At 46.3% G+C, this 20,738-nt stretch carries 19 protein-coding genes, 2 tRNA genes and 3 rRNA genes; 10 read left to right on the forward strand and 14 right to left on the reverse strand.

Annotated features, from left to right (window positions below):
* Positions 1-20: 20 nt before the first annotated feature.
* Genes ACVLR6_RS07690 through ACVLR6_RS07700 form a run of 3 tightly spaced genes read left to right on the forward strand, consistent with a single transcriptional unit; the run spans position 21 to position 1,003 of the window.
* On the forward strand, positions 21-371 hold the full coding sequence (locus ACVLR6_RS07690; protein WP_455994871.1) for a hypothetical protein: 351 nt from the start codon (positions 21-23) through the stop codon (positions 369-371).
* Positions 372-388: 17 nt separating this feature from the next.
* Positions 389-673, forward strand: a complete 285-nt coding sequence (locus ACVLR6_RS07695; RefSeq protein WP_016658053.1) for a DsrH/TusB family sulfur metabolism protein — start codon at positions 389-391, stop codon at positions 671-673.
* A gap of 18 nt (positions 674-691) precedes the next feature.
* A complete protein-coding gene (locus ACVLR6_RS07700) occupies positions 692-1,003 on the forward strand; it encodes a TusE/DsrC/DsvC family sulfur relay protein (protein ID WP_005178263.1) in 312 nt (103 codons plus the stop codon).
* Positions 1,004-1,082: 79 nt separating this feature from the next.
* Here the strand turns inward: ACVLR6_RS07700 and ACVLR6_RS07705 are convergent, their stop codons facing one another.
* Positions 1,083-1,982, reverse strand: coding sequence for a LysR substrate-binding domain-containing protein (locus tag ACVLR6_RS07705; RefSeq protein WP_035363092.1), 900 nt, complete (start codon positions 1,980-1,982; stop codon positions 1,083-1,085).
* A gap of 101 nt (positions 1,983-2,083) precedes the next feature.
* Here ACVLR6_RS07705 and ACVLR6_RS07710 point away from each other — a divergent pair, with 101 nt between their 5' ends.
* Together ACVLR6_RS07710 and ACVLR6_RS07715 are read left to right on the forward strand one after the other, a co-directional pair.
* A complete protein-coding gene (locus tag ACVLR6_RS07710; protein WP_005178267.1) occupies positions 2,084-2,497 on the forward strand; it encodes a CidA/LrgA family protein in 414 nt (137 codons plus the stop codon).
* A 1-nt stretch (position 2,498) separates the two neighbouring features.
* Complete coding sequence (locus ACVLR6_RS07715; protein ID WP_455994876.1) at positions 2,499-3,191, forward strand: LrgB family protein; 693 nt, start codon at positions 2,499-2,501, stop codon at positions 3,189-3,191.
* Between the two features lie 33 nt (positions 3,192-3,224).
* On the opposite strand, the gene ybaK is transcribed toward ACVLR6_RS07715, so the two are convergent.
* On the reverse strand, positions 3,225-3,695 hold the full coding sequence (ybaK, locus tag ACVLR6_RS07720; RefSeq protein ID WP_455994879.1) for a Cys-tRNA(Pro) deacylase: 471 nt from the start codon (positions 3,693-3,695) through the stop codon (positions 3,225-3,227).
* 75 nt (positions 3,696-3,770) lie between these two features.
* The gene (locus ACVLR6_RS07725) at positions 3,771-5,396 is read right to left on the reverse strand and encodes a Na/Pi cotransporter family protein (protein WP_455994882.1); all 1,626 of its coding nucleotides are present in this window, start codon (positions 5,394-5,396) and stop codon (positions 3,771-3,773) included.
* 313 nt (positions 5,397-5,709) lie between these two features.
* Here ACVLR6_RS07725 and ACVLR6_RS07730 point away from each other — a divergent pair, with 313 nt between their 5' ends.
* Together ACVLR6_RS07730 and ACVLR6_RS07735 are read left to right on the forward strand one after the other, a co-directional pair.
* A complete protein-coding gene (locus ACVLR6_RS07730) occupies positions 5,710-6,252 on the forward strand; it encodes a lytic transglycosylase domain-containing protein (RefSeq protein WP_005178276.1) in 543 nt (180 codons plus the stop codon).
* 148 nt (positions 6,253-6,400) lie between these two features.
* Entirely contained in the window at positions 6,401-6,949 is a 549-nt protein-coding gene (locus tag ACVLR6_RS07735) for a type 1 glutamine amidotransferase domain-containing protein (RefSeq protein ID WP_455994885.1), read from the forward strand.
* A 69-nt stretch (positions 6,950-7,018) separates the two neighbouring features.
* Here the strand turns inward: ACVLR6_RS07735 and ACVLR6_RS07740 are convergent, their stop codons facing one another.
* The 9 genes from ACVLR6_RS07740 to ftsY form a co-directional block, all read right to left on the reverse strand.
* Positions 7,019-7,342 (reverse strand): ankyrin repeat domain-containing protein, encoded by a 324-nt coding sequence (locus ACVLR6_RS07740; RefSeq protein WP_005178280.1) that lies wholly within the window; start codon positions 7,340-7,342, stop codon positions 7,019-7,021.
* Positions 7,343-7,606: 264 nt separating this feature from the next.
* A 5S ribosomal RNA gene (gene rrf, locus ACVLR6_RS07745) occupies positions 7,607-7,721 on the reverse strand.
* Between the two features lie 191 nt (positions 7,722-7,912).
* Positions 7,913-10,802 (reverse strand): 23S ribosomal RNA (locus ACVLR6_RS07750).
* 453 nt (positions 10,803-11,255) lie between these two features.
* Positions 11,256-11,331 (reverse strand) — tRNA-Ala (locus ACVLR6_RS07755).
* Positions 11,332-11,394: 63 nt separating this feature from the next.
* Positions 11,395-11,471: transfer RNA gene (locus ACVLR6_RS07760), tRNA-Ile, on the reverse strand.
* Between the two features lie 61 nt (positions 11,472-11,532).
* Positions 11,533-13,069 (reverse strand): 16S ribosomal RNA (locus tag ACVLR6_RS07765).
* The 16S, 23S and 5S rRNA genes sit together here with 2 tRNA genes alongside, the layout of an rRNA operon.
* A 493-nt stretch (positions 13,070-13,562) precedes the next feature.
* Positions 13,563-14,222 carry a DUF2057 domain-containing protein gene (locus ACVLR6_RS07770; protein ID WP_104505805.1) on the reverse strand — a complete coding sequence of 220 codons (660 nt, stop codon included), beginning with the start codon at positions 14,220-14,222 and terminating at the stop codon, positions 13,563-13,565.
* Between the two features lie 162 nt (positions 14,223-14,384).
* Positions 14,385-14,978: a nitroreductase family protein gene (locus tag ACVLR6_RS07775; RefSeq protein ID WP_016658994.1), complete on the reverse strand. Its 594-nt coding sequence runs from the start codon at positions 14,976-14,978 to the stop codon at positions 14,385-14,387.
* A 275-nt stretch (positions 14,979-15,253) separates the two neighbouring features.
* Complete coding sequence (gene ftsY, locus ACVLR6_RS07780; protein WP_455994889.1) at positions 15,254-16,354, reverse strand: signal recognition particle-docking protein FtsY; 1,101 nt, start codon at positions 16,352-16,354, stop codon at positions 15,254-15,256.
* Between the two features lie 176 nt (positions 16,355-16,530).
* On the opposite strand from ftsY, the gene ACVLR6_RS07785 reads away from it, so the two are divergent.
* A complete protein-coding gene (locus tag ACVLR6_RS07785; protein WP_455994892.1) occupies positions 16,531-17,925 on the forward strand; it encodes a M16 family metallopeptidase in 1,395 nt (464 codons plus the stop codon).
* An 11-nt stretch (positions 17,926-17,936) separates the two neighbouring features.
* Positions 17,937-19,520: a M16 family metallopeptidase gene (locus ACVLR6_RS07790; protein ID WP_455994895.1), complete on the forward strand. Its 1,584-nt coding sequence runs from the start codon at positions 17,937-17,939 to the stop codon at positions 19,518-19,520.
* Here the strand turns inward: ACVLR6_RS07790 and ACVLR6_RS07795 are convergent.
* Positions 19,444-19,779, reverse strand: a complete 336-nt coding sequence (locus ACVLR6_RS07795) for a hypothetical protein (RefSeq protein WP_005178398.1) — start codon at positions 19,777-19,779, stop codon at positions 19,444-19,446. The genes ACVLR6_RS07790 and ACVLR6_RS07795 overlap by 77 nt on opposite strands.
* Before the next feature lie 102 nt (positions 19,780-19,881).
* Positions 19,882-20,241 (reverse strand): hypothetical protein, encoded by a 360-nt coding sequence (locus tag ACVLR6_RS07800; RefSeq protein ID WP_005178401.1) that lies wholly within the window; start codon positions 20,239-20,241, stop codon positions 19,882-19,884.
* Between the two features lie 224 nt (positions 20,242-20,465).
* On the opposite strand from ACVLR6_RS07800, the gene ACVLR6_RS07805 reads away from it, so the two are divergent.
* Positions 20,466-20,699, forward strand: coding sequence for an SEL1-like repeat protein (locus ACVLR6_RS07805; RefSeq protein ID WP_005178404.1), 234 nt, complete (start codon positions 20,466-20,468; stop codon positions 20,697-20,699).
* Positions 20,700-20,738 lie beyond the last annotated feature (39 nt).

Here is a 20,738-nt window from a genome sequence, read left to right on the forward strand (position 1 = left end):
GCATTTAAAAGGTAAATTGTGTGAAAACTGTACTCGTCATTTTAAGCCAGGCCAATTTAAGCAGCCAGCAGGTACATGAAAGCCTGTCTGCGACTATGGTACTGGCCACTTTTGGCTGTGAAGTCAAAGTGTTATTACAGAATGCTGCCCTAAGTCTGCTCAAAAGCGATTTGGCTTTTGACCAGCTCAAACACGCCTTCAAGCTGGCCTCGAATATGGTCGAAAGTTTTGAGTTTTATGATTTAAGCCCGATTCTGGTAGAACACCAGCATCAACATTCAGCTTATGTCAGCCAGTCGCAGCAGGAAATCGAGTTTATTGAACTGAATGCGGACTTTATCCAGCGTTTTGACCACGTGCTGTACTGGTAAGCCGGAAGGAATCTGTTATGTCACAAAATACTTTATATCTGCTGCAATCCGGCTTCCATACTACCCCGGCCATGCTGGACAAAGTTTCACGTCTGTATAGTGAAGGCGATGCAGTGGTGCTGATGGGTGATGCAGTATTGGCCATTGATCACCCATTTTGTCAGCAATGCGGCACCCTGTTTGCACTGGAGCATGATCTAGAGCTGCTGGTCCAGCCATTGCCTGCCCATCTGCACAGTTTAAACTATGCTACCTTTGCCGAGCTGTGTCTGGCTTATAGCCGTTGTATCTCTTTAAAATAAACAAGCTTTGAGTGTGTTATGAATCTTGAACTGGACCAAGATGGTCATTTGGTCGATTACACCATCTGGAATGAAACTGTAGCGCAAGAGCTGGCCAAAAGCCTGGAGCTGGAACTGGAAGATTGGCATTTTGAAATTTTGCAGGCTGTGCGCCAGTTTTATCAGCAGTTTGGTCATTCTCCGGCGACTCGCCCGTTAATCAAGTTTCTGATGAAAACGGTCAGCCCTGAGATTAATAATGCCCTCTTGCAAGAGCGTTTTAACACCGGACTGGTGGCGCGGCATTTAAGCCGTCTGGCCGGTATTCCCAAACCGGCGAATTGCCTGTAATTGGAGGAAGATTCATCTGTTCAGAGGTTTAGCGCTGTAGATGAATCTGATTTCACACGATAATCCTTTAATTCTTACTTTAGAAATGAATCTCATCAGGATGCGTTTCAATAATTCTTAACCAGGCCCGGGTGGCTGGACTCATGGCGACTGTCGTATTCCAGGCCATTCGCAAGGTCCAGTTCAGCTCAGGCTGGCACAAACGGCTGATCTGATAACGCTCGGCAGGCAACTGCTCACAATAAACCTGAGGCAACAGCGCAATCCCCATGCCGGAATCCACCATTTTGGCAATAAAATCCCACTGGCTGCTTTTACAGACAATTTTCGGTTCAAAACCCAGCTGCTGTGCGGCCTGTAGAATCATCTGGTTTAAAGTAAAGCTGTCGGCAAACAGTAAAAAAGACTCATCTTTCAGTTCCAGCAACGACACCGTTTCGCGTCCCTGCCATGCAGAATTTCGGGCAGATAACAAACACAGTGGCGAATCCATAATTGGAATTCCGCCCAATGCCGGTTTTAAATGACCGAGTACAATCCCGACATCAATCTGTTTATCCAGAATAGCGGCTTCAATCCCGCTGGCACCTACCTCTAAAAAGCTCAGTTCAATAGCCGGGTACTGCTGATGAAACTTGGCAATTAACCGGCTTAATAGCACCGAACCCAAGGGCGGCAAACCCAGCGTCAATTTACCGCGTTCCAGTGCACGAACTTCCGCCACCGAATCATAAATCGCCTGCTCCAGTTGCAGCATTTGTAGCGCATGCTGATAAATCTGCTCGCCCAGGTAAGTCAATTGCACTTCACGTTTACGCCCAGCTTCACCTTTATGAAACAGCGCAGTGCCCAACTCATCTTCCAGCCCCCGAATGGCCTTGCTAATTGTAGGCTGGGTCAGACACAAAGCATCTGCTGTGCGGGTAAAACTTTGCAATTGCACCAGTTTGACCAGTATTTTCAGACTTTTTAAATCCACCATCATTCCCAATAGGCATAATTATTTTTTTATTATTCATAATCATCCAGACAGGTCAAATCTAAAATACAGTCGTGTTTAACCTTTAGGGCAATTCAGCGATGTGGTCTCTTTCCCGTGTTGCCGTCCTCAGCATACAAATTGCGCTGCTGATCCTGATCTGGTGGCTCGGTGCGCTGATCCAACAGATATTCCAGCTGCCGGTTTCAGCGGGTGTGATTGGCCTGATCCTGTTACTGCTGGCGCTGTTAAGTGGCATATTTCAACTGCAATGGATCAAGCAAGGCGCCGATTTTATGCTGGCCGAGCTGATGCTGCTGTTTATTCCCTGTGTGGTCGGTATTATCAATGATCTCGACTTACTGCTGAGCCAAGGCTGGCAACTGCTACTCTCGATTACGCTCGGCACCTGTGCGGTAATGGTCGCCACAGCCTATAGTGTGTGCTGGGGTTTTAAACTGGAACAGCGGCTCAGGAAAAATACCAACAACACCGCATATGTGTCAGGAGATTAAGATGAACCTGATCGCAAGCCTGTGCTTCATCTTCACCCTGCTGGGCTATATCGCAGCCAAACAGCTGTATCGTCGTTATCCGGTGCTGCTGTTTTTACCCTCCATTCTAGTTCCGGCTGGATTAATCTGCGTGCTGCTCTATTTCGGGATTTCCTATAACAGCTATATGCAGTACAACCACTGGATTGTCTGGATGCTCGGGCCAGCCACGGTGGCTTTTGCCATTCCGATTTATGAATATCGTGCGCTGATTCAGCGCCATCTGCTGGCCATCAGCATGGGTATTGTGATCGGTATGTGTGTCGGCGTTATCAGTGCTTTTTATCTGGCGCAGCTGTTTCAGCTAAATCAGGAAACCACGTATAGCCTGATGGCGCGCTCTATCTCTACACCCTTTGCTATGGAATTAAGCACACAGGTGGGCGGCTCGGTTGAACTGGTAATCCTGTTCACCATGATGACCGGCTTTGCCGGCGGTTTTATAGCAGATGCCGTCTTACTCGCACTCAAACTGAATTCACATTTTGCTCAGGGTGCAGCCTTAGGTAATGCCGCGCATGGTTTTGGTACTTCTAAAGCCTTTATGCGCCATCGTGAAGAAGGTGTGGCCGCCTGCTTAAGTATGGTACTGGCTGGCATATTTATGGTGATTTTTGGACCTGCCCTGATTCATGGCGTGGTCCGGTTTTTATAACTGAATCCGCTGCTAAAATAAAATCAGTGCAGATTAAGGCTCATCCACCACATCGGCAAACTGGGCATTTAACACCCGGGCCAGATCATCCGGCTTTAAACCAATGTCCAGTCCACGTTTGCCACCGCTGACATAGATTTTTGCCAGACTTTGCGCACTCTGATCAATCACGGTTTTTAAACGTTTCTTCTGCCCAATCGGGCTAATTCCGCCAACCAGATAACCGGTTAAACGTTCGGCATCTTTAGGCTCTGCCATATGCAGTTTTTTACAGCCCACCGCAGTAGCAACTTTCTTTAAATTTAGCTGCACATGCACCGGCAAAATCGCCACATAATACTGTTTATCATCAGTTACCAATAAGGTTTTAAATACTTCGGCCAGGGCTAAACCCAGCTTTTCCGCTGCTTCCAGCCCAAAACTTTTGGCGTTCGGATCATGCTCATATTCATGAATACTATAGTCAATTTTATTGGATTTTAAAATTTTACAGGCCGGTGTCATTTTAGTTGCCCAGTGATAAACATCCTCGCAGTATAAAAGCTTCTGCTGCAGAAGTTAATCACTGTATAGCTTAGGCTATTGAGTGGCAGTATGATATTTCAGCTTTTCCACATCATCCAGCATGCTCTCGGTTTCCTGCAAGACATTGGCCAAACGCTGGGTATGCGCAATCAAACGGTCCAGCCAGCGCTGTGCGGCCAGCAATTCCAGACTGCGTGCCGCACTCAGATGCTGCACCGTGGCATATTCAATCACTTTTTCACGCGCTTCGGCACGCTGCTCTTCCACCCATTGTTTCAGGTTTAACAGCTCACGATTTAAAGATGCCACTTCGGTCAGACGGTTAAACTCATCGACATACTGAAAGTGATTGTCCAGCACATGAATATAATCCAGCCCCATCTGATAAATAGTCGGCTGGGTGCGGATATGCTCGGCATGTTCCACCGCTTCCAGATCGCTGCGCAGCACACGTAAATACACCATCAGGCGCAGCATCGCCATTAAACGCTGCTGATCCAGCTCATTTTCACTAACCGATAAATCTTCCAGATACTGCTGCACCCGTTTTAAGATTTCATCCAGTTGCTGTAATTCGCTATTGGAGGGCAAACGACCTTCCTGAATCGCGCGTTTCAGCAAAATCAGGATATGCCCAATCGACCAATAAATCACTTTAGAAGCGGCATTAATCGCTAAAGCCGGCACCGAAAAACTGGCCTGATCCAGATAACATAAAATTGAAGGGGTGCGGTCTGGAATTAAACCGACAATCAACTGTTCAAACTGTTTTAAAAAGGGCAATAAAAATAAGGTTCCCAGCACACTAAAGGCGGTATGAAACGCAGCGACAATAATCACATCATCCCAAGTGCCGACCTGTGAATGTTCCGCCAGCCACAAAAAAGCCGGTTTCAACAAGATAAAAGCCAACACGGCCGAAATCACGTTAAACACCACATGCACGGCTGCGGTGCGTTTGGCATTGGCAGTCGAGCCCAGGGCTGCCAGAATCGCGGTCGCCACCGTACCAATATTTTGTCCAATCACCAGACCTAAGGCTTGGGACAAATCAATCGCACCACTGGCTAAAGCGGCCAAGGTCGCAGTAATGGCTGCACTGGAAGATTGCAGCAGCACGGTCATCACCAGCCCAACCAGCACTAAAATCAACTGTGTGGTGAAAGAGTTATTGGAAAAAACCGATAAATCAACCCGCTCGGCAAAACCGGACATTGCCACCTGCAGCAAGTCAATCCCAAAGAAAATCAGGCCAAAACCGGCAATAGTTAAACCGAATAAAGACAGTCGCCCACGGCTGAATAATTTAAAGATCGCCCCCAACCCAATGAGTGGCAAGGCAATATGGGCAATGGAAAATTTAACCCCCAAAAAAGCCACCATCCAACCGGTGCTGGTGGTGCCAACATTGGCGCCAATAATCACACCAATGGCCTGACTAAAAGTCAGAATACCAGCACTCACAAAGCCAATGGTGGCCAATGTGGTTGCCGTTGAGGATTGCACAGCCAAAGTCAGGCCGATGCCAGAAAAAATGGCTTTAATCGGTGAACCTGTAAATTTAGACAGCCATAAACGCAATGACTCCCCAGCCATCTCTTTCAGACTGTCTGTCATTAAGGTCATTCCAATCAGGAACAAACCGATCCCGCCACACAACTGTGCAATCACTTCTAACATGCAACTACCCAATAAATATTTTTATTTTCAACCATCTAAGTATATAAGAGATTATGCAATGAAAGCCGCTTTATACCCTAAAAGTTGCATAGTGACATCAACATGAACAGCACAATAAATAGAAACATGATCTTCCAATGCACTCTAAAGATATTTCAAACACGTAGTATTGGAGCGAAAACTTAACAAAACAGCGGCGGTTCCAGGCCGCCGTTGGCTTGACGGATATCGCCCAGCTCACTAACATCCTTAAAACATATTCGCGAGCACAGGCTAATCTGGTGCAGCATCACTGCTTTTTTCTGATTTTAAAATGAAACTGACCATCCCATTATTATTGAAAACCTCTTTTATTGGCCTCAGTGCTCTTAGCCTGATTGCCTGCTCACCTTTAGGGGGCGGCTCCGTTGCCAAACGTTCCGCTAAACTTTCAGTCGGGATCCAAAAAGCCTATTCGGTTGCACCTGACACCGCTAACCGTGTTGCGCCGATGATTGTGCAACATGCAGAACGTTATGAAATTGATCCACTGTTACTGGCCGCGCTGATTCGCCAGGAATCCAGCTATCGCAGTCATGTGGTATCACCGGCTGGTGCGGTGGGCTTAACCCAAGTCATTCCGCGTTACTGGCAGCAAAGCTGTGGCAGTAATTTGTTTGATGAATCTTCCAATATTCAATGCGGCTCTTACATTTTAAATCGCTATAACACGAAAGCCGGCAGCTGGCCCAAAGCCCTAGCCTATTATAATGTTGGCCCTACCGGTTATCATTCCAGCTGGAAGATGAAACGCCAAGGCAAACGTTATGCCAAACAGGTTAAACAGCATCAAAATGATTTAAAAGGCGCACTATAAACCTTTTTATCCTGTGATTTTTTAAAAGCTCCTGATGGGGCTTTTTACATCATTGCCAAGCAATTACATATTCCCGTCAAAACCAGTACAGTGCCTTGAGCCTCAGTTGTTAACGTAGCAAAAGAATTCACGAAACGAGGATGGGAAAATGCCAAAGAAAGTATTATTCGTTACGTCCAATCAGGGTGTGGAGCAAGATGAGCTGATCAAACCCTTTGAATATTTGAAATCTAAAGGCATTGAAGCCATACATGCAGCAGAAGAACAAAAAGAAGTTCAAACGGTCAAGGCCGATAAAGAACCGGGCTTAAGCACCGAACCGGAAACAACGCTAGATAAGGTCAATCCGGAAGATTATGATGCACTGGTCATTCCCGGTGGAACGGTCAATGCCGATACGCTTCGAATTAATCCCGAAGCGCATAAAATCATCCAGCACTTTACCGATCAAGGTAAACTGATTGCCGCAATCTGTCATGGTCCGTGGGTTTTAATTAATGCCGAACGGATTCGCGATAAAAACCTGACGTCTTATAAAACCATCAAGCTGGATCTGGAAAATGCCGGCGCGAAATGGGTCGATGAAGAAGTCCATCGCTGCAATACCGGTGGATGGGTACTGATTAGCTCACGTAATCCGGATGATATTCCTGCATTTAACCAGGCGATTGTGCAAGAATTGGAAGCTGAAACCTAAAGATTTTTAATCGCCTCCATAAAAGAAACCTCATCTTCGGATGAGGTTTCTTTTATCAGAATCGGGAAATTAAGCAAGCCCTTTGAGCTGCTTTAAATAGGCCACCACTTCCTCATTACCTGCCATTTCAGCAAGTTCCAGTGCCGTATGTGGACTACGATGCTCCATATCCGCCCCTTTGCTCATCAGCAGTTTCACCACGTCCAGATGATCATTTTCTGCCGCAGCCTGCAAGGCACTATAGCCTTCCTCATCACTACCATTGGCATCTGCACCTTGCTGTAAGGCTTGCTGTACCTGCTCTAGCTCACCGAGTGACGCCCAATATACAATTTCAGGAAGATGTAGCTCATCATCATCTTCAGGGATCGGAGAGAATGAATTCAGTTTCATAAAGTGCTCTTAGAATCGTAATTTGATCATATTGATCTTAAGATTTTAGCTGAATCTAGGGAGGTATATGGATTTAAATTGTTAGCTTTAATTTTTAGATAAAAATTGGGTTCTATGCGCTGGCTGATGAGGCATTTATTTAAATAGAAGCAGGAAGGAACAGCAAAAAATCAAAAGCGACCTTAAACAAGATGAGGAAGCCCAGATAAATTTTACCCATAAAAAAATCCCCCTAGCTTTTGCTCGGGGGATTTTGAATTAATGAGCTGGCGATGACTTACTCTCACATGGGTAACCCCACACTACCATCAGCGCTAAGAGGTTTCACTTCTGAGTTCGGGAAGGGATCAGGTGGTTCACTCTTGCTATTGTCGCCAGCACAACTGTTATGGACTTGTTCGGGTCTTAGTTACTTTGCTTAAGCTTGATGCTTTTGCATGTAATGCCTTACTTTGTTCCAAATAAGTTATTAACGGATTGGCTATTGGGTCTGAATTTTATTGTGTCGCATTAACTAAATCAAGGATTAGTTTAGAATTCAGCTTGATGCAACAACTGTTTGGGTGTTGTATAGTCAAGCCTCACGAGCAATTAGTATTGGTCAGCTTCACATATCGCTATGCTTCCACACCCAACCTATCAACGTCCTAGTCTCGAACGGCTCTTTAGAGGAATAAATTCCTGGGGAAATCTTATCTTGAGGTAGGCTTCCCGCTTAGATGCTTTCAGCGGTTATCCCTTCCGAACATAGCTACCCGGCGATGCGACTGGCGTCACAACCGGTACACCAGAGGTTCGTCCACTCTGGTCCTCTCGTACTAGGAGCAGATCCTCTCAAATTTCCAGCGCCCACGGTAGATAGGGACCGAACTGTCTCACGACGTTCTAAACCCAGCTCGCGTACCTCTTTAAATGGCGAACAGCCATACCCTTGGGACCTGCTTCAGCCCCAGGATGAGATGAGCCGACATCGAGGTGCCAAACACCGCCGTCGATATGAACTCTTGGGCGGTATCAGCCTGTTATCCCCAGAGTACCTTTTATCCGTTGAGCGATGGCCCTTCCATACAGAACCACCGGATCACTAAGACCTACTTTCGTACCTGCTCGACTTGTGGGTCTCGCAGTTAAGCGCGCTTTTGCCTTTATACTCTACGCGTGATTTCCGACCACGCTGAGCGCACCTTCGTACTCCTCCGTTACTCTTTAGGAGGAGACCGCCCCAGTCAAACTACCCACCAGACATGGTCCTCGTCCCGGATCACGGGACAGAGTTAGAACCTCAACATTACCAGGGTGGTATTTCAAGGACGGCTCCATTGGAACTGGCGTTCCAACTTCAAAGCCTCCCACCTATCCTACACAAGTAAGGTCAAAGTTCAATGTCAAGCTGCAGTAAAGGTTCACGGGGTCTTTCCGTCTAGCCGCGGGTACACTGCATCTTCACAGCGATTTCGATTTCACTGAGCCTCTGCTGGAGACAGCGCCGCCATCATTATGCCATTCGTGCAGGTCGGAACTTACCCGACAAGGAATTTCGCTACCTTAGGACCGTTATAGTTACGGCCGCCGTTTACTGGGGCTTCGATCAAGAGCTTCGCTTACGCTAACCCCATCAATTAACCTTCCAGCACCGGGCAGGCATCACACCCTATACGTCCACTTTCGTGTTTGCAGAGTGCTATGTTTTTAATAAACAGTTGCAGCGGCCTGGTTTCTGCGGCTGTCAACCGCTCAGGGAGCAAGTCCCATCACCGTCAACAGCGTACCTTCTCCCGAAGTTACGGTACCATTTTGCCTAGTTCCTTCAGCAGAGTTCTCTCAAGCGCTTTGGTCTACTCGACCTGACCACCTGTGTCGGTTTCGGGTACGATTCCAGTGTAACTGAAGCTTAGAGACTTTTCCTGGAAGCATGGTATCAGCCACTTCGCTAGTAAACTAGCTTGCTATCAGCTCTCAGCATAGAGCACCCCGGATTTGCCTAAGATGCATGCCTACAGCCTTCCACCTGGACAACCAACGCCAGGCTGACTTAACCTTCTCCGTCCTCTCATCGCATTACACTGAAGTATTGGAATATTAACCAATTTCCCATCGACTACGCCTCTCGGCCTCGCCTTAGGGGTCGACTCACCCAGCCCCGATTAACGTTGGACTGGAACCCTTGGTCTTTCAGCGAACGGGTTTTTCACCCGTTTTGTCGTTACTCACGTCAGCATTCGCACTTCTGATACCTCCAGCAGACTTCTCAATCCACCTTCATCGGCTTACAGAACGCTCCCCTACCACGTATACAATGTATACATCCGCAGCTTCGGCACATAGTTTTAGCCCCGTTACATCTTCCGCGCAGGCCGACTCGACTAGTGAGCTATTACGCTTTCTTTAAAGGGTGGCTGCTTCTAAGCCAACCTCCTAGCTGTCTATGCCTTCCCACATCGTTTCCCACTTAACTATGATTTTGGGGCCTTAGCTGGCGGTCTGGATTGTTTTCCTCTTGACTACGGACGTTAGCACCCGCAGTCTGTCTCCCGGATAGTACTCATCGGTATTCGGAGTTTGCATCGGTTTGGTAAGTCGGGATGACCCCCTAGCCGAAACAGTGCTCTACCCCCAATGGTATTCGTCCGAGGCGCTACCTAAATAGCTTTCGGGGAGAACCAGCTATCACCAGGCTTGATTAGCCTTTCACCCCTATCCACAAGTCATCCCCTGGCTTTTCAACGACAGTGGGTTCGGTCCTCCAGTTAGTGTTACCCAACCTTCAACCTGCTCATGGATAGATCGCCTGGTTTCGGGTCTACACCCAGCAACTATACGCCCTATTAAGACTCGGTTTCCCTACGGCTCCCCTATGCGGTTAACCTTGCTACTGAATGTAAGTCGCTGACCCATTATACAAAAGGTACGCAGTCACCGAACAAGTCGGCTCCCACTGCTTGTATGCATGCGGTTTCAGGATCTATTTCACTCCCCTCACAGGGGTTCTTTTCGCCTTTCCCTCACGGTACTGGTTCACTATCGGTCAGTCAGGAGTATTTAGCCTTGGAGGATGGTCCCCCCATATTCAGACAAGGTTTCACGTGCCTCGCCCTACTCGTCATCATTATGTGTGCCCTTTCGTGTACAGGACTATCACCCACTATGGTTGCACTTCCCAGAGCATTCCACTAAAACACACATAACTTAATGGGCTGTTCCCCTTTCGCTCGCCGCTACTGAGGGAATCTCAATTGATTTCTTTTCCTAAGGGTACTGAGATGTTTCACTTCCCCTCGTTCGCCTCAATACACTATGTATTCATGTATTGATACCTACCTTATGGTAAGTGGGTTTCCCCATTCAGAAATCTCCGGATCAAAGGATATTTGCCGCCTCCCCGGAGCTTTTCGCAGGCTATCACGTCTTTCTTCGCCTCTGACTGCCAAGGCATCCACCACATGCACTTAATTACTTGACTATACAACCCCAAACAGTCGTTAATCCCTACAAGTAGGATTAAGACAATTAAATAAATAATCAATTATCTATTTAATCTACAGTTCGAAGTCACGTGCACTTAAGCACCGTACAGCTTCAATCTAAATTCATATACCAAAACGCTTGATTCAGTTAATTTGCTAGTTCTCAATTCAATCTACGTTCATCAACCCGTCATAACAACGCGTTAACGTATATTGATTGAGTGAACAATTTATTTCAGACTCAATTTTGCCAATCTGTTAATGATTCACTGCATCCTCGTCGGACTGCAGTCAACTGTGATAAATCACAGAAGTTAACAAGACGCGCATATTACGCTAACTTCTTATTAATTTCTATAATCTAAGACTTCGTTCGATTAAAGCCTGCGCAAAGCATAGCTTTTTGCTTAAATTCCAAGGAAAAACGTTGTTTTTCTGATCTTGAAATTTGGTGGAGACTAGGAGAGTCGAACTCCTGACCTCCTGCGTGCAAAGCAGGCGCTCTACCAACTAAGCTAAGTCCCCAGCTTATCATTTAAGTCAATGTTCTGATTTCTATTCGCTCTGCAATTGCTTGCTTGTCGTTAGTGGTGGGTCTGACAAGACTTGAACTTGTGACCCCACGCTTATCAAGCGTGTGCTCTAACCAACTGAGCTACAGACCCTCAGATACATCGTCATGAAGAACAACTTGTTGTGGATTCTTACTAATCGTCAATCTTTCGTTAAGGAGGTGATCCAGCCGCAGGTTCCCCTACGGCTACCTTGTTACGACTTCACCCCAGTCATCGGCCACACCGTGGTAAGCGTCCTCCCTAAGGTTAGACTACCTACTTCTGGTGCAACAAACTCCCATGGTGTGACGGGCGGTGTGTACAAGGCCCGGGAACGTATTCACCGCGGCATTCTGATCCGCGATTACTAGCGATTCCGACTTCATGGAGTCGAGTTGCAGACTCCAATCCGGACTACGATCGGCTTTTTGAGATTAGCATCACATCGCTGTGTAGCAACCCTTTGTACCGACCATTGTAGCACGTGTGTAGCCCTGGCCGTAAGGGCCATGATGACTTGACGTCGTCCCCGCCTTCCTCCAGTTTGTCACTGGCAGTATCCTTAAAGTTCCCATCCGAAATGCTGGCAAGTAAGGAAAAGGGTTGCGCTCGTTGCGGGACTTAACCCAACATCTCACGACACGAGCTGACGACAGCCATGCAGCACCTGTATCAGAGTTCCCGAAGGCACCAATCCATCTCTGGAAAGTTCTCTGTATGTCAAGGCCAGGTAAGGTTCTTCGCGTTGCATCGAATTAAACCACATGCTCCACCGCTTGTGCGGGCCCCCGTCAATTCATTTGAGTTTTAGTCTTGCGACCGTACTCCCCAGGCGGTCTACTTATCGCGTTAGCTGCGCCACTAAAGCCTCAAAGGCCCCAACGGCTAGTAGACATCGTTTACGGCATGGACTACCAGGGTATCTAATCCTGTTTGCTCCCCATGCTTTCGCACCTCAGTGTCAGTATTAGGCCAGATGGCTGCCTTCGCCATCGGTATTCCTCCAGATCTCTACGCATTTCACCGCTACACCTGGAATTCTACCATCCTCTCCCATACTCTAGCTAACCAGTATCGAATGCAATTCCCAAGTTAAGCTCGGGGATTTCACATTTGACTTAATTAGCCACCTACGCGCGCTTTACGCCCAGTAAATCCGATTAACGCTCGCACCCTCTGTATTACCGCGGCTGCTGGCACAGAGTTAGCCGGTGCTTATTCTGCGAGTAACGTCCACGCATCTAGGGTATTAGCCTAGAGCGCCTCCTCCTCGCTTAAAGTGCTTTACAACCAAAAGGCCTTCTTCACACACGCGGCATGGCTGGATCAGGGTTCCCCCCATTGTCCAATATTCCCCACTGCTGCCTCCCGTAGGAGTCTGGGCCGTGTCTCAGTCCCAGTGTGGCGGATCATCCTCTCAGACCCGCTACAGATCGTCGCCTTGGTAGGCCTTTACCCCACCAACTAGCTAATCCGACTTAGGCTCATCTATTAGCGCAAGGTCCGAAGATCCCCTGCTTTCCCCCGTAGGGCGTATGCGGTATTAGCATCCCTTTCGGAATGTTGTCCCCCACTAATAGGCAGATTCCTAAGCATTACTCACCCGTCCGCCGCTAAGCTAAGGTGCAAGCACCCTATCCCCGCTCGACTTGCATGTGTTAAGCCTGCCGCCAGCGTTCAATCTGAGCCATGATCAAACTCTTCAGTTAAAATCATTTCGAACTTTATAAGTAAAGTTCTTAAACTTGGCTCATCAATTTCTGACTTAAATTTCGCTCAAATAAACTTCGAGTAATTTAAACCAATCAATTAATGAAAATATATTCGATTAATCAACCAGTAAAAATCCACACAAGTTGTTCTTCATAATCTCTTAATGATCTTTCCAACACCTCGTCAGTGCCAGAAGCTGGACTTAATAAACTTAACAACTCAGCACTTCGTGCTTCGTTCGTTTTCGTTTATCTCGTCGGTATGGGGTGCATTCTAGAGAAATTTAAAAGCTTTGCAAGCACATTTTATAAAGTTTTAAGAAAAAAGTACCTGTCTGGTTATTTTTAAACCAGATTGCTGCATATTTCATCTGCATTACTAAGTTTAGCTAAGTAATTATAAAAATAAAGTAGTCCACTTAGACTTTAAATCTATAAATAAAAAACCAGCCGAAGCTGGTATTATAATCTTTTCATTTTATTGCGGTTTTTAATTGGCCTGTTCTGCCAGCCACGACATAAATTTTTGTCGTTCTGTTTTAGACGCTTGTTGCCACAGCTGAATCAGTTGCTGATCTGCACCGGCAACATTGCTAACAGTTGCAACGGGTTTGGTTGTCACGACTGCTTGCGGACTATACACTGCTGCTGGTTGTGTCACCGATACAGGTGCGGCCTGCGCAGATTCTGTTGAAGAAGTACTAAATAAGTTTTGTAAAATGCCACGGTTTAAATTTTTGGCTCCAGCCTGCTGCACCAGCAGCTGATTTTTCGCATCAAATAAACCGAATACCGGCTGCTTGGCAAACTCCTTGGCATCATCATGCGTTTTTGGTGGATTCACCAGCCCTAAACGGTATGTGGCTTTATCTTGTAAAACCGGAGTTTTAATATGCACGATGCCCGAACGTACAATATCGTGTGAACCAATGCCCGGATGCTCTTCAAAAAACTGTACATAACGTACGCTCAGCACATTCTCGCCAGGCTGCACGCTATAGTTATGATTACTGCTAAACAGACGGCTTTTCACTTCCTGACCATTTAAACCTTCAACCTTAATTTCTTCCGGTGCCGTAATGGTCACTGCGGAAAAAGCTGTACTACTTAAACTTAAAGCCAGTGCTGCGAAGGATAAACGTAAAGCCATGCTGTTCACTCTAGTCAATTGTTCAATTTTAGTTGCACTATGCAGCGCTGAAATGACAGTTTTATGACAAAAAAGGGGAAAGCCCAATTTCTCTCTTTTTAGTGTCGTTTTGCCATAAAAAAGAGCGCTGAATGCGCCCTTTCTTTGGTTTAGCTATGCAACTTAGTGAAAAGTTTTAAAACGATCTGCATCATTCATAAACTCTTTATCACCCGCTGGTGCTTCAATTGAACCGAACACCAGTTGCGCTCTTAATTTCCAGTTGGCTGGTACATCAAAGGTCGCCGCAACTTCTTCATCAATAATCGGGTTGTAATGCTGTAGCGATGCACCAATGTTGTTTTCTGCCAGCGCAATCCAGGTTGCAAACTGGGCAATCCCTGTTGAATGCTCTGACCATACCGGGAAGTTATCTGCATATAGTGCAAATTGTTCTTGCAGTGCTTTCACGACATCTTGGTCTTCATAGAATAACGCAGTACCAAAACCTGCGGCAAAGCTGCTGATTTTGCTGTCAGTTGATGCAAAGTTTTCAGCCGGCACCATTTTACGCAAGGTTTCACGTACAATTTCCCAGAATTTGGCATGTGACTCACCAAACAGAATCACCACACGTGAAGTTTGCGAGTTAAACGAAGATGGGCTTAAACGAACGGCTTCTTTAATAATTTCTTCAATTTTCGCTTCGTCTAGCGCCACATTTTTACCAATTGAGTAAATGGTACGGCGTTTAAGTAAATGATCTTTAAATGACATATCTTTTTCCTTGGTATGGTCTTGTGTTTATAACAGATGGATTTATCTTAACGGCTGCCTGGGCTGGAAAATAGCCCCAGTTTTATAACAATGTGTTGCATTTATGGAACAATAACCGCGCTTATCGCAGATTTTATGAAAACAAGTTAAATTTTAAAGCACGTCAAAGCGGATGGAGCATCATTCCTGCTCTAGGTTTAGATCAATTATTAGGTTTTCTTCCAGTTTAAAGGATATATAAAAAAACTCCGCAAATCGCGGAGTTTTTGAGCTGCTTATTTGTCTGTTTCAAACAGCGCTGCCACAAAGGACTTGGCTGAAAATGGACGCAGGTCATCAATTTTTTCACCCACCCCAATAAAGCGGATAGGCACATGGGTACGGCTGGCAATATTAAACAGCACACCACCTTTGGCGGTACCATCCAGTTTGGTAATAGTTAGACCGGTCAAGCCGACCGCTTCATCAAACATTTCAACCTGGTTAATCGCATTCTGACCGGTACCGGCATCTACCACCAGCATCACTTCATGCGGTGCAGTGGTATCAATTTTTTGCATCACGCGTTTGACTTTGGTCAGTTCCTGCATCAAATGACCTTTGTTATGCAAACGCCCTGCAGTATCGGCAATCAAGACATCCATACCTTTGGCACGCGCACTTTCAAAGGCATCAAAAATGACCGAGGCACTGTCTGCACCATGACCTTGCGCGACCACAGCAACATCATTACGCTCGCCCCAGATTTGTAACTGTTCAGTCGCTGCTGCACGGAAGGTATCACCAGCGGCCAGCATGACTTTCTTGCCTTCACCTTGTAAACGTTTGGCCAGCTTACCAATGGTGGTGGTTTTACCCACACCATTCACGCCCACCACCAGAATGACATACGGATTTTTATTCGAATCAATATGCAACGGTTTAACACGCGGCGCCAGTAAAGCCACCAGCTCTTCCTGCAAGGCTTTATACAACGAGTGTGAATAAATCAGATCACCACGCGCGGTACGTTCAGTCAGGTTGGCAATAATGGTTTTGGTGGCATCGACACCAATATCGGCCACCAGCAATTGCTCTTCAACTTCTTCTAAAAGTTCATCATCAATTTCTTTGCCACCAATTAAGATGTTGACCATCCCATCGGCAAAGTTTTTACGGGTTTTTGTTAACCCTTCTTTCATACGGCTAAAGAAACCGCCTTTTGATTTCTCTTCAGCTGCTTCTGTGGCTACAGGCGCAGAAACAGGTGCTTGTTCTACTTTAGGTGTTTCAACGATAGGTACATTTACCGCAGGTAAACTTGGTAAAGTGACATCGTCATCCCCGATATCAGCATCAATCAAAAATTTATTTTGCCCATTAGATTGCTGTTGCATGCCGAATCCTTGAAAAGCAGTGCGTTAAAAAGTTGGATTCTAACATAAACTGCCCGCTTTGACTTGTCATTGCCAATCATGTGTCGCAGGCTGCAAAAAGTTACAGGATTCCCTTGCTTTCACTGCCCCGTTTCTGAAGAATGAAAGCAAATACAGATGCATTGCGGATCATCTTTGTGATACTGAACAATAAAATTTTGCCTGCTGTGGTTCATCATTTAAAACAACAACGTTTCGCCCTTACCCTACTTCTGATCGGTTTCTCATCGAATGCTTTGGCGGCCAATACTCAAAGCGAGCTGGCACGCAGTACCGTTGAAACCACGTTAAAAAACGGTTTAAAAGTGATTATTCGTGAAGATCATCGTTCGCCAATGGTGATGACTCAAATCTGGTACAAAGTTGGTAGCAGTGATGAGTCTGGAAATCTACTCGGTATTTCTCATGCACTGGAACATATGATGTTCAAGGGTACGCATAAAGTACCGAATGATGAATTTACCCGCCTCAGCCGGATTTACGGCGGCCGGGTCAATGCCTCGACCTTTACCAATTACACCAATTATTATCAGCTGTATCCAAAAACCTATTTTCCGATGGCGCTGGAGCTTGAAGCCGACCGGATGCGTAATTTATTGCTGCGCCAGCAGGATTTTGCCACCGAAATCAAAGTGGTGATGGAAGAACGGCGCCAGCGTACCGATGACAATCCGCGTGCTTTGGCTTTTGAACGGTTTAAATGGATTGCCTACCCGACCAGTCATTATCGCCAGCCAATTATTGGGCATATGAAAGATCTGCAAAATATCCAGCTGGAGGATTTACGTCAGTGGTACAAGCAGTGGTATAGCCCGAATAATGCCATTTTAATTATTGTCGGCGATGTTAATGCTGAAGCGGCCTTGCTGCAGGCGCAAAAATACTTTGCCGATATTCCAGCGCGCAGCCTGCCGGCCCGCAATGATGTCCGCGAATTTGAACATCTGGGCTATCGGCACATGGAACTGAATTTTCCGGTTCAGGTGCCGAATTTGTATATGGCCTGGAATGTCCGTTCACTAACGACTGCGACCAATCCGCAAGATGCCTATGCACTGACCATCATTCAGCATTTATTAGACAGCGGTATTTCTTCGCGCCTGCAACAGCGTCTGATTCGTGAGCAAAAACTCTTAAGCGCCTTAAGCGTCAGCTATGATCCATATAATCGTGGCGACAGCCTGTTTACCATTTCAGCTTTACCGGTGGATGGCGTGGATCTGGCCCAAGCCGAACAGGCGATTCAGGCTGAAATTGAACGCCTGAAAACCGAGCTGGTGCATGAACCGGAAGTAAAACGCGTGACAGCCAAGTTTGTGTCGAATTTGCTTTATAGTCAGGATGATCTGGCTGGACAGGCCAAGATGATGGGTAATCTGGAGGTGAATGGATTGAGTTATCGCCTGATGGATGAATTACCTCAGCATTTTGAAACCGTACGCCCGCAAGACATTCAACGCGTCGCCAATGTCTATTTTGTGCGTGACAATTTGACCACCTTATATTTGCGTCCACACAGCAAGTCACCCTAAAGGATACCGACATGCCCTATTTCCGTTCCTGCGTTCTGGTGGCCAGCTTATTTGCGATCAGTTCTGCGCAGGCCAATGTCAATACCACCACCGAAGTGGATGAAAATCCAAATACCTTACAATCTCTGCCGCTGCTGCAAAGTCTCAGAAATATTAATCAGCAGAAATTGGATTATCGCGCGCCTTATGTGCATGACCTGAATAACCGTTATCAGGTCAGAACCCTATTTGTGGAAACACAGGATTTGCCAATTCTGGATATACAGCTGACCTTTAATGCCGGTGCCGCGCGTGATCGGGAAATTGAAAGCGGCTTATACGGCGTGGCCAATATGGCCGCCCAGCTCTTAGATGAAGGCACGCCCAAATATAACGCACAACAAGTGGCTGCCGTGTTTGAACAGGTCGGTGCGCAGTTTAGTGCGCGAGCCTATCGAGATATGTTTATTGTCAAATTACGGGTGCTGTCTGACCCGGAAAAACTGGAACCGGCTTTAGCCATGATGATGGAACTGCTCAAACATGCCACCTTTGAAAAACAGAGTATTGGCATGGTGGTCAGCAATAACCAGCTGGGGCAAAAACAGCTGAAAGAAAATCCCAGCCGGATGATGGAGATTCAGCTGTATCGCAGCTTATATGGGCAACATCCTTATGCCCAGCCAATTAACGGCACCAATGGCAGTATTCAGCGGATTCAGCCCAAACATCTGCAACAGTTCCGTGAGCAGTTTCTGGTGGCGCAGAATATGAATATTGCTATTACCGGAAAAATGCAGGCCAAAGCAGCTTTAAATCTGGCAGAACGCATTGCCGGCAACTTAGCGCAAGGTCAGGCGGCTGCACCACTCCCCACACCTATCACAGCAAATGGCTTTCAGATTGTACACATGCCCTATCAGTCCAGTCAGGCGCATATTGTGCTCGGTCATATTGGTACCACGCGTCATGATCCAGACCGGCTGGCTCTAGAAGTGGCCAATCGTATGCTCGGCGGTAGTGGTTTTCATTCTGTTTTGATGAAAGAACTGCGGGTAAAACGTGGCTATACCTATGGCGCATCTAGCAGCATGAGCTTTAGTCAGGCACCGGGTGTATTTCGCATCAGCTACTCAACCCGGCAAGATCAGCTGATGGACAGTATTCGTGTCGCGCATAAGGCACTGGTCGATTTTGTTCGTGAACCGATTGATCCGAAACAGCTGGAAGAAACCAAAAACGGCTTGTTAAGAGCCTATCCCAACCATTACAGCAGCAATGCCAGTATTAATGCCCAGCTCGGCAGTTTGGGATTTTATGGACAATCGGCACAGAGCCTGAGTGAATATTCAGTGCAGCTCAGTAAAATTAGCGCCGAAGATGTGCAAGCTGTGGTACGCCGGCATCTGCATCCGGAACATCTGACTGTGATTGTGGTCAGTGAAAGTTTAGATAAGGCGGCTTTAGAACAAGTTTTACAACACAATTTACAGACCACCGGCAGTCAATCGCTTCCTCAGGTTGAAGATATTCCGGCGATTAATATGCCTCCACATCCAGAGGAGGAAGTTGTTTTGCCTGACCCAGTTCCATCTGATGGGCCTGCATCAATTTAAGATATTGCCCATAACGCACCTGTGGCTGCTGCATTAAGCGCACAGCCATCTCCTGAGTTTCAGGATACATCGACTGCTGTGACAGATACTCAATATTCTGAAATTGTACGGACCCGACCGGGCGATAAAGTGCAATGGAAGATAACAGGAGAATAATGACAATAATGCTGACCACTACCCCATTATAAATTTGCTCTAACGTGAGTCGTGATTTTAATTGAATGAATAATTGAGAAATTTTTTGTATTGCGTCATGCATAGCCTACCTCGAATAGCCGTAGTGTAGGATGCTAGCGGTATTTGCACAAGATAGATGGCTCAATTTTACCCGAACTGGTGAGTAAAAGTGAGCCATTGCTGTTTAAGTCATCAACGCGCGGAATACGGTATACAGGATAATACCCGCGACAATGGCCAGCACAATGAAGATGGCAAAGATACTGACCCCTTTTTCGGCATCAGCCGGATGCAGTTCATCATCATCGGCAATGCTGATTAGCTCACCATTATAAATACGGTAGAATTCTTCACGCTGCTGTGGATCGAGTGTACTGGTAAAGTCATGCACACGTTTACGCTGCGCCAGACAATACTCACCTAAATGAATTTCCTGATGGAACACCGCCTCATCGAGTTTTTTACGGTGATGATGGGCCAGCTCGATAATCTGCTCCGCACGTAAAGGCAGATCAAAGTTAAAACCGTCTATTGTATTTGTCATGTGGCTCTCCTTTTTATGTTACCTTTCTTATATGCATATCATAATAAAATTATAGAGTGTTCAATGTTTAATCATGTAAACTTGAAATATCACGGATCTGCCCCATCTCTTAGTTGACATTTCCACGAATGTGTAATATTAGTTTAACACAACCTCGATAAACTATTATTTAGACTGGCTATACAGTCTTTATTGCGATCATAATTAAAATAAAGGAGTTTTATATGATTCAGAGTATCTCTCACCATGATCTTGAAATTGCATATGCAAATGCGGTTAACACCATTCAATCACAGATGAACTTCCAAGATGCTGTGGCTGAACTTGAACAGGTTGCCCGCGCGGGTCATGGCAAAGCCGCTATGTTCTTAGCTGAACTGTACTATCAAGGCTTCCGCGTAGAACGCGATTCACTCAAAGCACAGTACTGGCAGAATATGGCCACCATGCAAGCATAAATAGACGTCACCTAGGTGGCGTTTTTTAATGCCTGAAAT

The sequence above is a fragment of the Acinetobacter sp. T63 genome (genome assembly GCF_053852345.1).